This window comes from Glutamicibacter sp. BW80 (assembly GCF_002332385.1).
In the GTDB taxonomy this organism is placed as follows: domain Bacteria; phylum Actinomycetota; class Actinomycetes; order Actinomycetales; family Micrococcaceae; genus Glutamicibacter.
Window position 1 is genome coordinate 1 of record NZ_NRGV01000050.1, and the last position, 14085, is coordinate 14085.

Here is a 14085-nt window from a genome sequence, read left to right on the forward strand (position 1 = left end):
AACCCGTAGGAGAAAGCTTCAGGCTGTTCTTTGATCCGGCCCATGAACCTGCTGATCGTGGCATCCGACGCTACTGAGCCAAAGAGTCCTGGTGCGGCACGCAGCTGGTCAATATCTGTGGCTTGCTCGCCGCCGGCCGCCAAGGACAGGGCCAGTGCGCCGAGGATCTTGCCCGGACGGTGCGTTGCGGTAGCGGGCACGAACTGGCTGAACCGGTCCTCGCAGAGCCTGCGGAAGTCCACCGCGTTCAGGAAACTGGTCAGCACCGACAACCCTGCATGGGAGACCAGAGATTGACCGGTGAGTTGGGTCGGGATGGCAGGGAAAACGTGGGTAGAATGGTTCACAGAAAAGGTGATCCTTTGTACGGGTATTTTGGAAGCTTCGACACTCCTATTTTCCCTGTTCAGGTCACCTTTTCATCTTTTAAGTCAGTTAATGACTGCCGTCGTCATGAAATACCCGGGCTAGTCGATCTATATTGGTATGCCTCAGTCCAGCGGATGGATGGATGAATTTACGCGTTTTTATCGTGTGACTCAATGTTTTCTCGAGACGAGCCCGCGCTACTTAAGCCGTTCGTAGGTGGCTTGAATTTTGTTGTACTCATTGATCGCAGTGATTTTCTGCATGTCCTCACCCGTGCCGTGAAGAATGCTTGAAGCAATCATGCCTAATGCAACTTTGTCGTAGGCTCCACCTTTAGTTCGCACGACTAGCTCGCCTTCAGCCGGGGACTCCCATGAATCGACGTAGAATGTCGGACCACTGAGCGCACTGATATTCCTGGCTCCATTCGCTCCGAGCCACTCATTGATTTTTGTATCCGCCCATTCTTGGCCGCCGTCAGTGCCATGTGCAAGTTCCTCTGCTGGGACAACTGATGGGCCGGGCGCGACTTCGTAAGCAGTACATCCAGAGAGCGCGAGAGCCATAATCAGGGTGGAACTCGTGACATTTTTCTTCATGGGTCCCTCTAATACGACGATGTCGAATAGCTAATTGATGAGTTGAGGATGAATTCAGCGATTGCAGCGCCTCCTCAGGCAATAGTAGCGAGTTGCCAGTTCACGTTCACCTGTGGAACAAGGATGCTAGATTCGCTCCAACAGGGACTGGCTCTTCCCGATAATGAAAAGTAGGCTGAATTCGCCAGAGCCGTTTTGAATCAGCTCGAATAACGGGAGGAATGCTAGAAAAAGTATTTCCTGTTCAAGGCGATATTCTGGATATTCGTCAGCTCTATGCGCGTAGCAGTTTGCATACGACGCAGTGAATTACATTTTGTAGGCCCAACTCTGGGCATAAGTAACGTAGTACGCCTTGTTGGAAAGCTGCAGCGATTGAGAAACGGAAGAGAACGATGAGGCAGAACATGATGCGCAAACCGATAGTAGCCTTACTTCTTGCGTCAGTTCTACTGCTTGCCAGTTGTACTAGCCCGCTGATTGAATCTGGCACAGATATGAATTCAAAGGTGTCAAAATCGATCGACGGGTACGAACTCATCACTGCGGAACGAGCGGCAGAGACCGGGTTCTGCACAGGCAACCCTTCAGACGAGCAGATGTCCACAGAGACCGAACACATCGGGACCTTTCTCTATCTGGAATCGGGGCACCAGCTTTCTGCGACTGGAGGCGAATGCAACAATAGAGATTTGGCGCTTACGCTTGCTGATGGTGTCGTGCAGCTTTTCTTCATCTCCTATGACGCCGTCGAAGATAGCAGTGGTGAAAGGATGGCTGGTCTCTTCGGTGAATCATGCGAAACGCTCGAAGCCTACGAAGAGCTCATGAGTTGTCGATACATCGTAGAAAACACAAATATCTCCGTCGTTGCTCGGCAGAACATTCCCGAAGAGGAGTTCAGAGACAAGTACCAGTCACTTGCCAGAAAGTTCGCTGAACAGTCCGATTTCCATCCAGAAGCTTGATACTTTGAACCGTGGGAACAACTTGCGGATTGCTAGCCTTTTGTGCACGTTAGCGGTCTACTGCAGTGTTGCCCCTCTGTCACGAAGATGAGCTGTAAAATCAATAGTCCATCTTGGCGTGATTCTCGTCGGATGCGTTGAGATTCGGGCCTGAGAGCTGCGATGACGCAGCCAGAACTGCGGAATTGCAAGTCCGCAACACGTCCCCTGCATGCCGGAGCCGGGAAGAAACTCCAGTGAAACAACCTATGCTGTAAAAATGAAATATTATGGCAGAACGATAAAAACTATCTTGGTGATAGTTGCAACGTCTGCGTTCCTTGCGCTCGGTGTGGGCTTCTCAATCCATCTTGGGCTGAATCACTTCATCGTTTCGTGGGCGGAAGCCAGAGACGTTAGTCGTACTGCGGAACCGGGGAAAGAGAAGGCCGACTATATTGCTTCTGAGATAGAGAAAATTGCCGCAGTGGAATCCGCGGTTGTACTGGAGTCTAATTTTAATGGGGCACGGATCGAGGTGAGGGTCGGTGCATTCTCACCTGGGCGGCCGGTGCATGAACAGATCCAGGAAGCTTGTAGAGAAGCCATGCGTCAGGGCTTTAATTTTGAGCCTTACGAAATCGTCTGTGAAATCAGGTAATCGCATAGAGATGTGCTTTCCGGTTTGCACCCTGGCGTTGTCACGAACTGACGAGTTAATAGGTTTTGAGATCGCGACTTACTTCGGTGTCCCGTAGAACGTTCCCCTTGCGGGCGGCAGTGCTGTGGACTATGGACAGAAATGCTGAGGACTTCGGAAACTGACAGGATCGGCGGTTTTTCAATGTTCTTGTTTTCCCGAAACTGCTTCCCGAAATAGATTCTTCCCAGAAAGTTTTTTTATCGTTTATGGGAACACTCATTGAGTGCCGGCTAATTGGCGGGAGCTGTTTCCACTTCTGCTTGGTCTATCCAGCGGGCTAGCAGGCTGAATGCTGCGAGCTGTTCGAGGGCTAGCTGCTGTTGCCCGCCATGGTTTTCCTGCGGTTTGTGCATGCCTGGGTTGCGGATGCCCGCATAGAGCCCTTCGGCGAATGCACGCGCGCCCTGGTGCAGGTTCGCATATGTGTCCCCACCGTCATTTTTGGCGAGTCGAAGTCTTGGCGCGCCTGGCTTGGCCGGGTTGGTGCTGAATGCGTCGTTGAAGAGCTTTCGCTCCGAAAGATCCATGCGTCCAAGCTTCTGCTGTGCTTCGTGATTGATAGTTTTAGCTGCCTCCATCACAGCCTCGTGGTAGTGCCCGCTATTCCACAAAGATTTGCTTCGTTCCCAGGCCCAAGGATGCAAATTTGAGGCATCCATGTCTGGTGCATCAGTTCCCAGGTGTTTACTGAGTTCTTCGCCTCGCTGAATAAGTACTTGTGAGCCACAACGATAAGTGGCCTGTTTTTCACAGTGCTTAGTGGCGGTGTTTTCTGGCCTTGGCTGTTGCATCTTCGGGCCGATGGATCAAGCACCCACATTGACTGCTGTCGCTCGGTGCGCGGCGTCTGATTAGTGAACAGGGGTGCTGATCGCTACGGCCCGCTTGGCGGCAGGGAGTGATTCCTCGGCGGTTGCGGAACCGCCGCACTGCCGAAGTTCGCGCAGTGGTCCTGCCGGACTCCATGGGTGGTCTCGGGGAGAGCTATCGCTGGATGGCTGGGGCTAGGCCAGGGAGAGGAAGAGTTTTTCCATGTCGGCACGGTCGGCTGTGGGGTCCTCGCTTTTCAGGCACTGCTCGAGCCCGGTGGCGATAATGGAGAACCCGGCACGGTCTATGGCCTTGGAGGCGGCGGAAAGCTGGGTGACCACCGCGCGGCAGTCGCCGCCTTCCTCCAGCATGCGGATCACGGCGTTAAGCTGGCCCTGGGCGCGCTTGAGCCTGTTGATGGCCGGTTTCATGGTGTCCGCTTCAAGTTCCATGGTGGGTCCCTTCAAGGTGTTGATTTCTTCAATGGTATACCCCCGGGGGTTTCCTTAGCGTATCAATGGCAGTGATTCTCGATACCCCCATGGGTATATGCCATACTCGAATACAGAGGGGGCGGCCAAGCCTCCATCAACAACCCCAGACGCAAGGAGTCACCATATGTGCCGTGCGACCAAATGCCGTAAGTGTCAGAAAACCACCTGGGCCGGATGTGGCCAGCATGTCAAGCAGGTCATGGCCCACGTGCCGCGGAGCGAGCGCTGCTCCTGCGATCCAAATGCCCCGAAGGAGTCCAGCAAGAAAGGCGGCTTCTTCGCGCGCCTCTTGGGCCGCTAGGCCCAGCCTCGCATGCGCCTGCGGCGATCGGCACCATTCCCGATGGTGTCGATCGCCGCTTTTTTGTGCATCCGTGAACGACTTGACGTATACCCCAGGGGGTATTATTGTTGCCTGTGAACCGGATACCCCCAGGGGTATGAAGGGTAAACTGACCAACCACAAGGAGAACCAATGCTTCTCGAACGAATCTATGACGAGGACCTGGCACAGGCCAGCTACTTCATCGGCTGCCAGGCCAAGGGCGAGGCCCTCGTGGTGGACGCCCGGCGCGACATCCAGGTGTACCGGGACCTTGCCGCAAAAAACGGCATGAAGATCACCGCCGTCACCGAGACCCACATCCACGCCGACTACCTCTCCGGCACCCGGGAGCTGGCCGCCGCCACCGACGCGGAGATTTACGTTTCGGGCGAGGGCGGGCCGGACTGGCAATACGAATTCGAAGCCGAACGCCTCTTTGACCAGTCCACCATCACGCTGGGAAACATCACCGTCACCGCCCTGCACACCCCGGGGCACACCCCCGAACACCTCTCCTTCCTGGTCACCGACGGCGCCTTCAGTGACAAGCCGGGCTTCCTGCTCTCGGGCGACTTCGTCTTCTCCGGGGACCTGGGCCGCCCGGACCTGCTCGACGAGGCCGCCGGCGGTACCGACACCCGTTTCGCCGGGGCCCACGACCTCTTCGTCTCGCTGAAGAACAAGTTCCTGACCCTGCCTGACTACGTCCAGGTCTACCCGGGCCACGGCGCCGGCAGCGCTTGCGGCAAGGCCTTGGGCGCCATCCCGTCCTCCACCGTCGGGTATGAGCGCAACTTCGCGTGGTGGGGTCCCTACCTAGAGGCAAACGACGAGGCTGGATTCGTCGAGGCCCTGCTTGACGGGCAGCCCGACGCCCACGCCTACTTCGGACGCATGAAGCGCGAAAACCGCCAGGGTCTGGCCGTCCTGGGCGAACGCGCACCGCTGGCCCAGCTGGCCATCGAGGACGTTGCCACCGCCCTGGCCGCGAACGAAATCGGCATTGTCGACACCCGCCACCACACCGAGGTCCACGAGGGAACCGTCGCAGGGGCACTGAACATTCCCGCCGGCACCAAGGCGGCAAGCTACGGTGCCTGGGCCGTGGACCCGGAAACGGACCAGCGACCGCTGGTGCTCTTGGCTCCCAACAGCGAAACGGCCACCGAGATGTGGGACCACCTCATCCGCGTGGGCATCGACCGCGTCGCCGGATACATCACTTCCCTGGACGGCCTGCCGGTCTACGTGCCCCGCACGATCTCCCCGGCCGACCTGGCAGGGTTCGATGCGGCCATGGTCTTGGATGTGCGCAACAAGACCGAGCACACTGCCGGACACGTGCCCGGCTCCGAACAGCTCAACGCCGGACGGGTGCTCTGGAACACCGACAAGCTTCCGTCCGACGGCGTGATCGTGAGCTTCTGCCAGTCCGGGGTGCGCAACTCCGTGGCCGCCTCCGCCCTGCGCCGGGCCGGGTTCGACGTCGTTGAACTCGAGGGCAGCTACGCCGGATGGGCCGACTGGAAGCAAATGCAGAACGCCTAGGTTCTCCACTGCCCATCCCTCAACAATAAATTCTACGTATTCCCGGTCCCGCATCCCCCTTTCCGGATGCGGGACCGGCCGGGCGCCATGCCCGGCAGAAAGGCCCACACCCCCATGAACACCATCCCCCAGGCCACCAGCCCCGAAGAGCTCAAGGACTGGATCGATACCGGCACCGACGTCGTGGTGCTGGACGTGCGTTCCGCCGCCGAATTCGAATCCCTGCATATCAAGGGCTCCTACAACGTCCCCCTCCCGTTGCTGGCAGAACACACCGAGGAACTCGCCTCGAAACTCGACACCAAGGTGGTGCTGGTCTGCCAATCCGGCGTGCGCGCCACCGAAGCCAAGACACACCTCGCGGCAGTCGGATTCGGCAACGCCCATGTCCTGTCCGGCGGCGTCCCCGCTTACAAGCAGGCCGGTGGCGGGACCGTCGAGGGTTCCAAGCGCTGGGACCTGGAACGCCAGGTGCGCATGGCCGCCGGTTCCCTCGTGGTGGCCGGGCTGGTGGGTGGGAAGTTCCTCTCCCCGCAGCTGCGCACCGTCGCCGGTGCCATCGGCGCGGGCCTGACCTTCTCCGCGGCCACCAACACCTGCGCCATGGGCAAGGCCCTGGCCAAGATGCCGTGGAACAAGACCGGCAACGAACCGACCCGTGCATCGGTCCTCGCCCAGCTTCCGCCCAAGAAGTCCTAGCGCACACCCGGTTGGCCCGCCGCCAACCGGATTCCTCCCGGTTTCCGGGCCCGGGTCGCGTTGATCCGGGCCCGGAAAGCACCCACATACCGCTTGAACACGCCCCCGAAGGAGCAGACCATGCCCGAAATCACCATCACCGACACCGACCAGCGACGTGCCACGGACCAGGTCCTTGACGTCCGCGAAGACTTCGAAGTCGCCGAGGGAATGATCCCCGGCGCCATCCACATCCACATGGGAGAGCTCAACACCCGCCTGGGGGAGATCGACCGGACCCGCCCCGTCATCGTCATCTGCCGCAGCGGCAACCGCAGCGCCCGCGTCGCCGACGCCCTCACCGGCGCCGGATTCACCGCCGACACCATGGCCGGCGGCATGACCGCCTGGCAACGTGCCGGCCTGCCCGTCACCTAAAGCCATACCCCGGCGCCAACCCCACCCGCGTCCCCTGCCCTTCCTTCCCAGACAAGGCCCCCTCCATGACCCTCACCCTCGCACTCACCCTCCTGCTCTCGGTGCTGATCGGGATCTCCCTCGGCCTGCTCGGCGGGGGCGGGTCCATCCTCACCGTCCCGATCCTCACCTACGTCGCCGGCATGAACCCCAAGGAAGCCATCGCCGCCTCGCTCTTCGTCGTCGGCGCGACCTCCGCCGTCAGCGCCGTGACCCACGCCCGCAAGAAACGTGTGCAATGGCGCACCGGACTCGTCTTCGGCGCCGCCGGCATGGCAGGGGCCTTCGGCGGCGGCCTCCTGGGGGGCCATATTCCCGGAACGATCCTCATGATCGCCTTCGCCCTCATGATGGTCGCCACCTCCCTGGCCATGATCCGCGGCCGTAAGAACCCCGCAGGCGCACCCCACCAGGGGGATCTGCCGGTGCCCAAGGTCATCATCGAGGGCCTGGTCGTCGGCTTGGTCACCGGGCTCGTCGGTGCCGGCGGCGGCTTCCTCGTCGTTCCGGCACTCGCCCTGCTTGGCGGCCTGTCCATGCCCGTCGCCGTCGGCACCTCGCTGGTGGTTATCGCCATGAAGTCCTTCGCCGGACTCGGCGGCTACCTCACCACCGTCACCCTGGACTGGACACTTGTCGGCGGAGTCACAGCCGCCGCGATCCTCGGCTCCTTCCTCGGCGCACGCCTGGCCGGACGCATCCCCGAAGCGGCCCTGCGCAAGGGCTTTGGCTTCTTCGTCCTGGCCATGGGCGTCTTCGTCCTCGTCCAGGAACTACCCTCCCCCGCCAACCTCATCCTGGGCCTCGCGGCCACCGCAATCGCCGCGGCCGCGGCCCTGTGCTGGTTTGCCATCCCCGCATGCCCCCTGCGACGCAAGTCCCTGGGTTCACCCGCCACCACCACGGCAACCGAAGCCCGCTAGCCCCGGCTCCCCTCCGTGTTGCCCCTCCAGCCTCGGCACTCCAGGAGTCCGCGCATGAAACCGTCCACCACCAAGATCCTCCCTGTCCTGGGTTTGCGCGCCAACGCGGCCCAGTTCGCGTTGCTTGTCGCGGTCAACGCACTCGTCGGCGGGATGGTCGGGCAACAGCAAACCGTCCTTCCGCTGCTGGCCCACGCGGAGTTCGGCCTGAGCGGATACACGTTCCTCTTCGCCTACGTGGCGGCCTTCGGGATCGCCAAGGCGACCTCCAACTGGTTCGCCGGGACCCTCTCGGACCGCTACGGACGCACCCCCGTGCTGCTGGCCGGGTGGCTCTTCGCCATCCCGGTGCCGCTCATGCTCATTTTCGCCCCGGACTGGAGCTGGGTCGTCGCCGCGAACGTTCTGCTGGGCATCAACCAAGGCCTGACCTGGTCGACCACCGTCATCATGAAGATCGATCTGGTAGGCCCGGCCCAGCGCGGCCTGGCCATGGGACTGAACGAGGCCGCGGGCTACGGTGCCGTGGCCGCCACGTCCCTGCTGGCCGGATACCTCGCCGAACAGTACGGGCTGCGTCCGGCGCCCTTCCTCTTGGGAATCGCCTACACCGCCTTGGCACTGCTGCTGTCGGGCCTTTTCGTCCGGGAGACCCACCCACATGCCCTCCTGGATGCCGGAAACATGGCTGCCCGGGGCGCCTCCGCCCGGCATGGCCTGGACGCCAACCTAGCCAACGGCCAAATCTTTTCCCTGACCAGCTTCCGGGAACCGGCCTTGTCCTCGGCGAGCCTGGCCGGCCTGGTGAACAACCTGAACTTCGGACTCTCCTGGGGCCTGTTCCCCCTCCTGTTCGCCACCGCGGATCTCAGCATGGGCCAGATCGGCCTGCTTTTCGCCCTGTATCCCGGGGTCTGGGGCATAGGCCAAATGGCGACCGGTGCTCTCTCGGACCGGATCGGACGCAAACACCTCATCACCACCGGCATGTTGGTCCAGGCCGGAGCCCTTGCGATCATCGCGCTCGGGGACGGCTTTGGTGCCTGGGCCTCGGGAACCGTATTGCTCGGCGCGGGAACCGCCATGGTCTACCCCACGCTGCTGGCCTCCGTGGGCGACGTCGCCCATCCCGCTTGGAGGGGACGCGCGGTGGGCGTCTACCGGGTCTGGCGCGACCTCGGATATGCCGTCGGTGCCATCATTGGCGGGATCGTCGCCGACCTGTTCGGGCTCAACGCCGGCGTCTGGATGGCCGCGGCACTCAGTGCAGCCGCAGGGCTGATCGTCGCGATCCGCATGTATGAAACGCACCCACCGCATCCCCGGCCGACCCCTGGGGGCAATGCCCTGGCAACACTTCCGCGCGACCACACCAACCCGTAGCATGGCCACAGAACCGAGGTCCCATGCCGTGGCGGAGCACGCAGTCGCGCTCGGCACGCCTCCACACCACGACCCGAGGAGAACCGCCATGACCTACACCCACGCCATCACCGTCCCGCTGTCATGGCAAGACGCCGTCGAACGGACACGCGGCGCCCTGGCAGAACAGGGTTTCGGTGTCCTGACGGAAATCGATGTGAAGGCGACCTTCACCCAAAAGCTGGGCCAGGAGGCCGGGGTCTCCGTGGGGGACTACATCATCCTCGGGGCCTGCAACCCGCAACTGGCCCAACGCGGCATCACCGCCGAACCGCAGCTGGGCGCACTGCTCCCGTGCAACGTCGTCGTACGTCGCGCTCCCGCCGCCACGGAAACCACCATCGAGGCCATCGACCCGCAAACCATGGTCAAGCTCAGCCAGAGCGACGCGACACGCGAGGTCGCCAACGAAGCCGACGCCAGGCTTCAGGCGGCATTGAAGGAAATCTCCGGAACAGTAGGTACCTAGGTTCTCACCTCATTGGCACAGGTCGCTCGCACGATTCCCACATCGCTAACGGGCACCGATTCCTGCGCGGAGCTCCATGCGGAGCCAGGTACCTCAGGAATCGGCCCATGAACCGTCCGGTTCCGGACAGTGTTAAGGGCACCAAACGCGCCGACCACCACCCGCCAAGTCAGCAAAGAGTGATGGGCGTTGCAGCCACGGACAACAGTTATTGAGCGGATAAGCCGGGAAACCACCGTCTTGAAAACCTAAAGATTATTGAGACACTCTCCTCAGCCCGGCCATGCCGTCTCAATATTCCGTAACGGCAAGGAGTCCAACCGTCTTATAAAGTCGTCCCAACGTAAAACGTCTTACCTGCTTGCCGTGCAGGGGTTTTTGAGCCACACTGGGGCAGGTGAGACATTTGGGATACACGCGCGTGAGCACTTCGAGCCAAGACGCGGCCTTGCAGCTCGATGCCCTGGTTGCTTTAGGGGTGCAGAAGCGCGACGTGTTCGCCGACGTGACTTCCGGCAGCCGCAGCGCGATCGATCGGCCCGGGATGAAGAAGCTGCTGGACTATGCCGAAGCCGGCGACACCGTCGTGGTGTGGCGGGTTGACCGGCTGGGTCGCTCCCTGATCGATGTCTTGAATACCGTGAACCTTTTGCGGGAGCGCGGGATTAATGTCCGCTCCATTTCCGATGGCATCGACCCGGCCACATCGACCGGTCGGATGATGCTGAACATGCTTGCTTCGTTGGCCGAATACGAGCGCGAATTGATCGTTGAACGAGTCAACGCCGGCATTGCCGCCGCCCGGCAATCCGGAACCCGTTTCGGCCGGCCGGTCTCGGACCCGGCGGTGATTGCCGACAAGCTCGCGATCGCCAAAGATGCCCGCACCAGGGGACGCACCGCCGAAGACGCAGCACGCCTGGTTGGCTGGAGCCGCGCAACGTTCTACCGCCACTTGGGCCAAGAGCCCGCATCTTCCAAGAGTCTGTGATCGGCCGTGTCCCTGCGAAGCGAAACGCGCAGGGACGTACCGCTGGGGCAAGACCAGATTGGCAGCAGTACCGAGAAAGCAGGAACTCCTCGTGACTACCTGGCTAAGGCAACAGCACGTTGGGAAATACTGCGTCAACACGTCGAAGACGGAGTGCCGTTGACGGTTCTGGCAGGGGAACACCATATCGGCCTGAGGACACTGCAGCGATGGCACCAGAGCTTCAAGCTCCACGGGAAGCCTGGTCTGGAACCGGTGGCACCGGGCAAACGCGGACGCCGGATGCCCAGCGAATTCGTGAACCTGGTCGAAGGCCTCGCCTTAGCTAAACCGCCCAGGACTACGGCAGCCATCCACGAACAAGTCAACAAGGTAGCGCTCCACCAAGGATGGGCACCGGTTTCCTACTCCACCGTCCGCTCGATCGTCGGCGCGATAGATCCGGGGATGATGACGCTGGCGCAGCAAGGTACGGCGGTGTACCGCGATAAATATGAATTGGTCTAGCGCCGCCGCGCCGAACGTCCGAACGCGGTGTGGCAGGCCGATCATACCGAGCTCGACATCCTGGTTTTTGACGCTGGCCACCAGCCGGTCCGACCGTGGCTCACCACGATCATGGATGATTACTCGCGAGCCCTGTGCGGGTACATGATCTTCACCGGTGCTCCCTCATCCTTGAATACGGCATTGGCGTTGCGTGAGGCGATCTGGCCCAAAAAGACAGCAGATTGGGCGATGTGCGGAATCCCTGATGTGCTCTATGTAGACCACGGAACCGATTTCACGAGCCACCACTTGGCGCAGGCCGCCAGAGACCTGCACTTCGAGATCATTTTCTCCGCTGTGGCCCGGCCGCAGGGCAGGGGAAAGATTGAACGATTCTTCGGCACCCTCAACACCGAACTCTTAGCCCGGCTGCCCGGCTACTTGCACAATGTGCGCAACCCCAAGCCGGGGCTGTCCATCGGTGAACTGGACATGGCGCTGGGTGAGTTCATTGGGCAGAACTACCACCAGCGCGAGCACCAAGAGATCAAGGAAACGCCTCAAACAGCGTGGCAGGGCAACGGTTGGTTACCGCGTCTGCCTGAAACCATCGATGAACTGAACCTGCTGCTGCTCACGGTCGCCAAGCCACGGATCGTCCACCGCGATGGCGTGCATTTCCAAGGGCTACGCTACATTTCCCCGTTGCTGGCTGCCTACGTCGGAGAATCCGTCATTCTCCGCTATGACCCGCGGGACGTTGCCGAGATCCAGGTCTTTCACCGTGGCCAGCACATCTGCAAAGCCGTGGATCCCGCGCATGAACGAGCCACAGTGACGTTCAAGGACATCCAGAAGGCACGCTCCGCACGCAAGCGTCAATTGCGCGGACAAATCAATGAACGAATCGCCACCGTCGCGGAATTTCTACCGGCCGGGCAACCAACCACGGAGGCACCCCAGCCTGATCCGGCGGTCCACCGAACCAAGAAAACGAAGCTGCGCACTTACGCGGAGGACGAGTAATGGGACCAACAACTTTTATCGCAACGAAGGAGCACCGCCGCTTCACTGAGTTCGCCAATGCGGTGCGTCGGCAGCGGACTATCGGGGTCTGCTATGGACAAGCTGGAATTGGCAAAACCCTATCGGCTAAACGTTATGCCAACTGGAGCCCGAAAGCCGAGGCGTTAATAGAGGAATGGGGCCGACGGGAGGACAGTGACCTCCAGATCTACAAGGATCTGGCCAAAACGCGGACCGTCTTCTTCACCCCAGGGGTTCTGACGACGCCTAAGCAAATCAAGGATGAACTCTCTCTGGTCACCACCCGGACCTCGATCTGTATCCATCAACATCTCGATACTTTAGGTGCCACGACGGGCCCGATGAATCAAGACAAGCATGTTGAGCTGATCATCGTCGACGAGTCGAAGCGACTCAACGCCACTGCCTTAGAAGTGCTACGAGATAGGTATGACAGGAACAATATCGCGCTGATGCTGATTGGGATGCCTGGCATCGAAAAGCAGTTCAGTCGATACCCTCAGCTCTATAGCCGTGTTGGTTTTGCTCACGAGTACCGTCCGCTTGCTCAGGATGAACTGCATTTCGTTCTGCAACGAAAGTGGCGTGCCCTCGGAAAAACTCTGGACTTGGAGGACTTCACCGATACGCAAGCTGTCGCGGCGATCGCCCGTATCACGCGCGGTAATTTCCGGCTGATCGATCGACTCTTCACACAAATGCAGCGAGTCATGAAAATCAATGAGCTGGACACGATTACCGATGATGTTGTTGAAGCTGCGCGATCCACGCTAGTGATCGGAATCAGTTGAACCGCCAATATTAGGTGCGCAGAAACCGCCAAACGAAGTTAACAATCACAAATGATGAGCTTTGACCTCGGCCAGCTACGGTGCAGGTTCCACGCGGTGATTGCGGGCCCGGAAATATCGCGTCGACCGTGTATCAGGGTTCCGGGTAGGTGCTCAATGCGCCCCATGCGTTCTAGCAACTGTGAATCTGTTCGGCCCAAATGCGTCCAATAGTGCGTGGTGAGTCGGGCAAAGGCGATTCGAAATGCTTCGTCCTCCCAGCGAGGATCGCGTGCAAATCCGCCGGCGCCAAGCGAGATGTGGGTGTCTTCCCAATGCGCCCATTCCTGCGAAGCATCCGCCCGGGTCTTCGAATCTGCGCTATTCAGCAGCCGGGCATAGGCCTCGACTATTCTCCCTTCTCCGCGTCTATATCCGACTCCGCCGTGCTCGGCGTACGAGGCGAATCTGTCCCATGCCTCGGGAAAAATCGAGCCGACTCCTTCGGTGATCCAATCGATTTCTCTTCTGCTAGTGGTGGTCACCGCGAACAGAACCATTCCAAGGACGCGTGCGGGGCGGGCCTGGGCGTACGCGAGCGCGAGCGTTGATCCCCAAGACACCCCATTGAGTATCCACGCGTTAATGCCTCGTGCCTCGCGCAGCGCCTCAATATCTTCAATGAGGTGGGCACTCGTATTATGCAGAAGCGACGTGTCCGGGTTCGAGGCATGCGGTGTCGAACGTCCGCAGCCTCGCTGCTCAAACCCGATAACACGGGTGTGTTTCAGGTCGAATCTGTGCCGATAGCCACTCGCGCCTAGGGTCCCGCCCGGTCCACCGTGGAGATATAGCGCCGGCACGCCGTCGGCTGCGCCCCATTCTTCCCAATAGATGCTTTGGCCGTCTCCAACCTCAAGCATTCCCTTTTCGGGTGCAAGCTTTTTTGCCACCTGCTAAACCTCTTTCGATTTCTTGGGAAAACGGCCCTTATGCTGATTCCCCTAGGAGCAAAGGGCCGAAT

General features: G+C 60.4%; 17 protein-coding genes and 1 pseudogene. 13 read left to right on the forward strand and 5 right to left on the reverse strand.

Annotated elements, in window-relative coordinates:
* On the reverse strand, positions 1–347 hold a 347-nt coding region (locus CIK76_RS13270), incomplete at its 3' end, for a transposase (protein WP_176484215.1).
* Positions 348–566: 219 nt separating this feature from the next.
* The gene (locus CIK76_RS13275; protein ID WP_105554767.1) at positions 567–968 is read right to left on the reverse strand and encodes a hypothetical protein; all 402 of its coding nucleotides are present in this window, start codon (positions 966–968) and stop codon (positions 567–569) included.
* A gap of 509 nt (positions 969–1477) precedes the next feature.
* On the opposite strand from CIK76_RS13275, the gene CIK76_RS13280 reads away from it, so the two are divergent.
* Positions 1478–1936: a hypothetical protein gene (locus CIK76_RS13280; RefSeq protein ID WP_141393560.1), complete on the forward strand. Its 459-nt coding sequence runs from the start codon at positions 1478–1480 to the stop codon at positions 1934–1936.
* A 259-nt stretch (positions 1937–2195) separates the two neighbouring features.
* Positions 2196–2576, forward strand: a complete 381-nt coding sequence (locus CIK76_RS13285; protein ID WP_096287250.1) for a hypothetical protein — start codon at positions 2196–2198, stop codon at positions 2574–2576.
* 272 nt (positions 2577–2848) lie between these two features.
* Here CIK76_RS13285 and CIK76_RS13290 read toward each other — a convergent pair whose 3' ends face one another.
* Positions 2849–3409, reverse strand: coding sequence for a TIGR02391 family protein (locus CIK76_RS13290; protein WP_096287252.1), 561 nt, complete (start codon positions 3407–3409; stop codon positions 2849–2851).
* Between the two features lie 213 nt (positions 3410–3622).
* On the reverse strand, positions 3623–3880 hold the full coding sequence (locus tag CIK76_RS13295) for a metal-sensitive transcriptional regulator (protein WP_022876876.1): 258 nt from the start codon (positions 3878–3880) through the stop codon (positions 3623–3625).
* A 517-nt stretch (positions 3881–4397) separates the two neighbouring features.
* Between CIK76_RS13295 and CIK76_RS13300 the strand changes: the two genes are divergently transcribed.
* The 11 genes and pseudogenes from CIK76_RS13300 (at position 4398) to CIK76_RS13340 (ending at position 13082) form a co-directional block, all read left to right on the forward strand.
* A complete protein-coding gene (locus CIK76_RS13300; RefSeq protein ID WP_096287254.1) occupies positions 4398–5795 on the forward strand; it encodes an MBL fold metallo-hydrolase in 1398 nt (465 codons plus the stop codon).
* A gap of 114 nt (positions 5796–5909) precedes the next feature.
* The gene (locus CIK76_RS13305; RefSeq protein WP_022876879.1) at positions 5910–6494 is read left to right on the forward strand and encodes a rhodanese-like domain-containing protein; all 585 of its coding nucleotides are present in this window, start codon (positions 5910–5912) and stop codon (positions 6492–6494) included.
* Positions 6495–6614: 120 nt separating this feature from the next.
* Entirely contained in the window at positions 6615–6911 is a 297-nt protein-coding gene (locus CIK76_RS13310) for a rhodanese-like domain-containing protein (protein ID WP_096287258.1), read from the forward strand.
* A 65-nt stretch (positions 6912–6976) separates the two neighbouring features.
* Positions 6977–7873, forward strand: a complete 897-nt coding sequence (locus CIK76_RS13315) for a sulfite exporter TauE/SafE family protein (protein ID WP_096287260.1) — start codon at positions 6977–6979, stop codon at positions 7871–7873.
* A 54-nt stretch (positions 7874–7927) separates the two neighbouring features.
* Positions 7928–9256 (forward strand): MFS transporter, encoded by a 1329-nt coding sequence (locus tag CIK76_RS13320; RefSeq protein ID WP_096287262.1) that lies wholly within the window; start codon positions 7928–7930, stop codon positions 9254–9256.
* Between the two features lie 88 nt (positions 9257–9344).
* Positions 9345–9764: a DUF302 domain-containing protein gene (locus CIK76_RS13325; RefSeq protein ID WP_022876883.1), complete on the forward strand. Its 420-nt coding sequence runs from the start codon at positions 9345–9347 to the stop codon at positions 9762–9764.
* Positions 9765–10161: 397 nt separating this feature from the next.
* A complete protein-coding gene (locus CIK76_RS13330) occupies positions 10162–10755 on the forward strand; it encodes a recombinase family protein (protein WP_096287264.1) in 594 nt (197 codons plus the stop codon).
* A gap of 6 nt (positions 10756–10761) precedes the next feature.
* Positions 10762–11262: a helix-turn-helix domain-containing protein gene (locus tag CIK76_RS19845; RefSeq protein ID WP_255248469.1), complete on the forward strand. Its 501-nt coding sequence runs from the start codon at positions 10762–10764 to the stop codon at positions 11260–11262.
* 24 nt (positions 11263–11286) lie between these two features.
* Positions 11287–11601: pseudogene (locus tag CIK76_RS19850) on the forward strand (transposase family protein); the annotation flags it as partial.
* Between the two features lie 135 nt (positions 11602–11736).
* A complete protein-coding gene (locus CIK76_RS19855) occupies positions 11737–12270 on the forward strand; it encodes a Mu transposase C-terminal domain-containing protein (RefSeq protein WP_255248492.1) in 534 nt (177 codons plus the stop codon).
* Positions 12270–13082, forward strand: coding sequence for an AAA family ATPase (locus CIK76_RS13340; RefSeq protein WP_096287266.1), 813 nt, complete (start codon positions 12270–12272; stop codon positions 13080–13082). The genes CIK76_RS19855 and CIK76_RS13340 overlap by 1 nt, the downstream gene beginning before the upstream one ends.
* Positions 13083–13120: 38 nt before the next feature.
* Here the strand turns inward: CIK76_RS13340 and CIK76_RS13345 are convergent, their stop codons facing one another.
* A complete protein-coding gene (locus CIK76_RS13345) occupies positions 13121–14014 on the reverse strand; it encodes an alpha/beta fold hydrolase (RefSeq protein ID WP_255248470.1) in 894 nt (297 codons plus the stop codon).
* Positions 14015–14085: the final 71 nt, after the last annotated feature.

Coding starts and splice junctions, on each gene's coding strand:
- CIK76_RS13325 (WP_022876883.1), top strand. CDS start 9,345: ATGACCTACACCCACGCCATCACCGTCCCGCTGTCATGGCAAGACGCC.
- CIK76_RS13340 (WP_096287266.1), top strand. CDS start 12,270: ATGGGACCAACAACTTTTATCGCAACGAAGGAGCACCGCCGCTTCACT.
- CIK76_RS13295 (WP_022876876.1), bottom strand. CDS start 3,880: ATGGAACTTGAAGCGGACACCATGAAACCGGCCATCAACAGGCTCAAG.
- CIK76_RS19855 (WP_255248492.1), top strand. CDS start 11,737: ATGGCGCTGGGTGAGTTCATTGGGCAGAACTACCACCAGCGCGAGCAC.
- CIK76_RS13310 (WP_096287258.1), top strand. CDS start 6,615: ATGCCCGAAATCACCATCACCGACACCGACCAGCGACGTGCCACGGAC.
- CIK76_RS13300 (WP_096287254.1), top strand. CDS start 4,398: ATGCTTCTCGAACGAATCTATGACGAGGACCTGGCACAGGCCAGCTAC.
- CIK76_RS13320 (WP_096287262.1), top strand. CDS start 7,928: ATGAAACCGTCCACCACCAAGATCCTCCCTGTCCTGGGTTTGCGCGCC.
- CIK76_RS13290 (WP_096287252.1), bottom strand. CDS start 3,409: ATGCAACAGCCAAGGCCAGAAAACACCGCCACTAAGCACTGTGAAAAA.
- CIK76_RS13275 (WP_105554767.1), bottom strand. CDS start 968: ATGAAGAAAAATGTCACGAGTTCCACCCTGATTATGGCTCTCGCGCTC.
- CIK76_RS13285 (WP_096287250.1), top strand. CDS start 2,196: ATGAAATATTATGGCAGAACGATAAAAACTATCTTGGTGATAGTTGCA.
- CIK76_RS13305 (WP_022876879.1), top strand. CDS start 5,910: ATGAACACCATCCCCCAGGCCACCAGCCCCGAAGAGCTCAAGGACTGG.
- CIK76_RS13315 (WP_096287260.1), top strand. CDS start 6,977: ATGACCCTCACCCTCGCACTCACCCTCCTGCTCTCGGTGCTGATCGGG.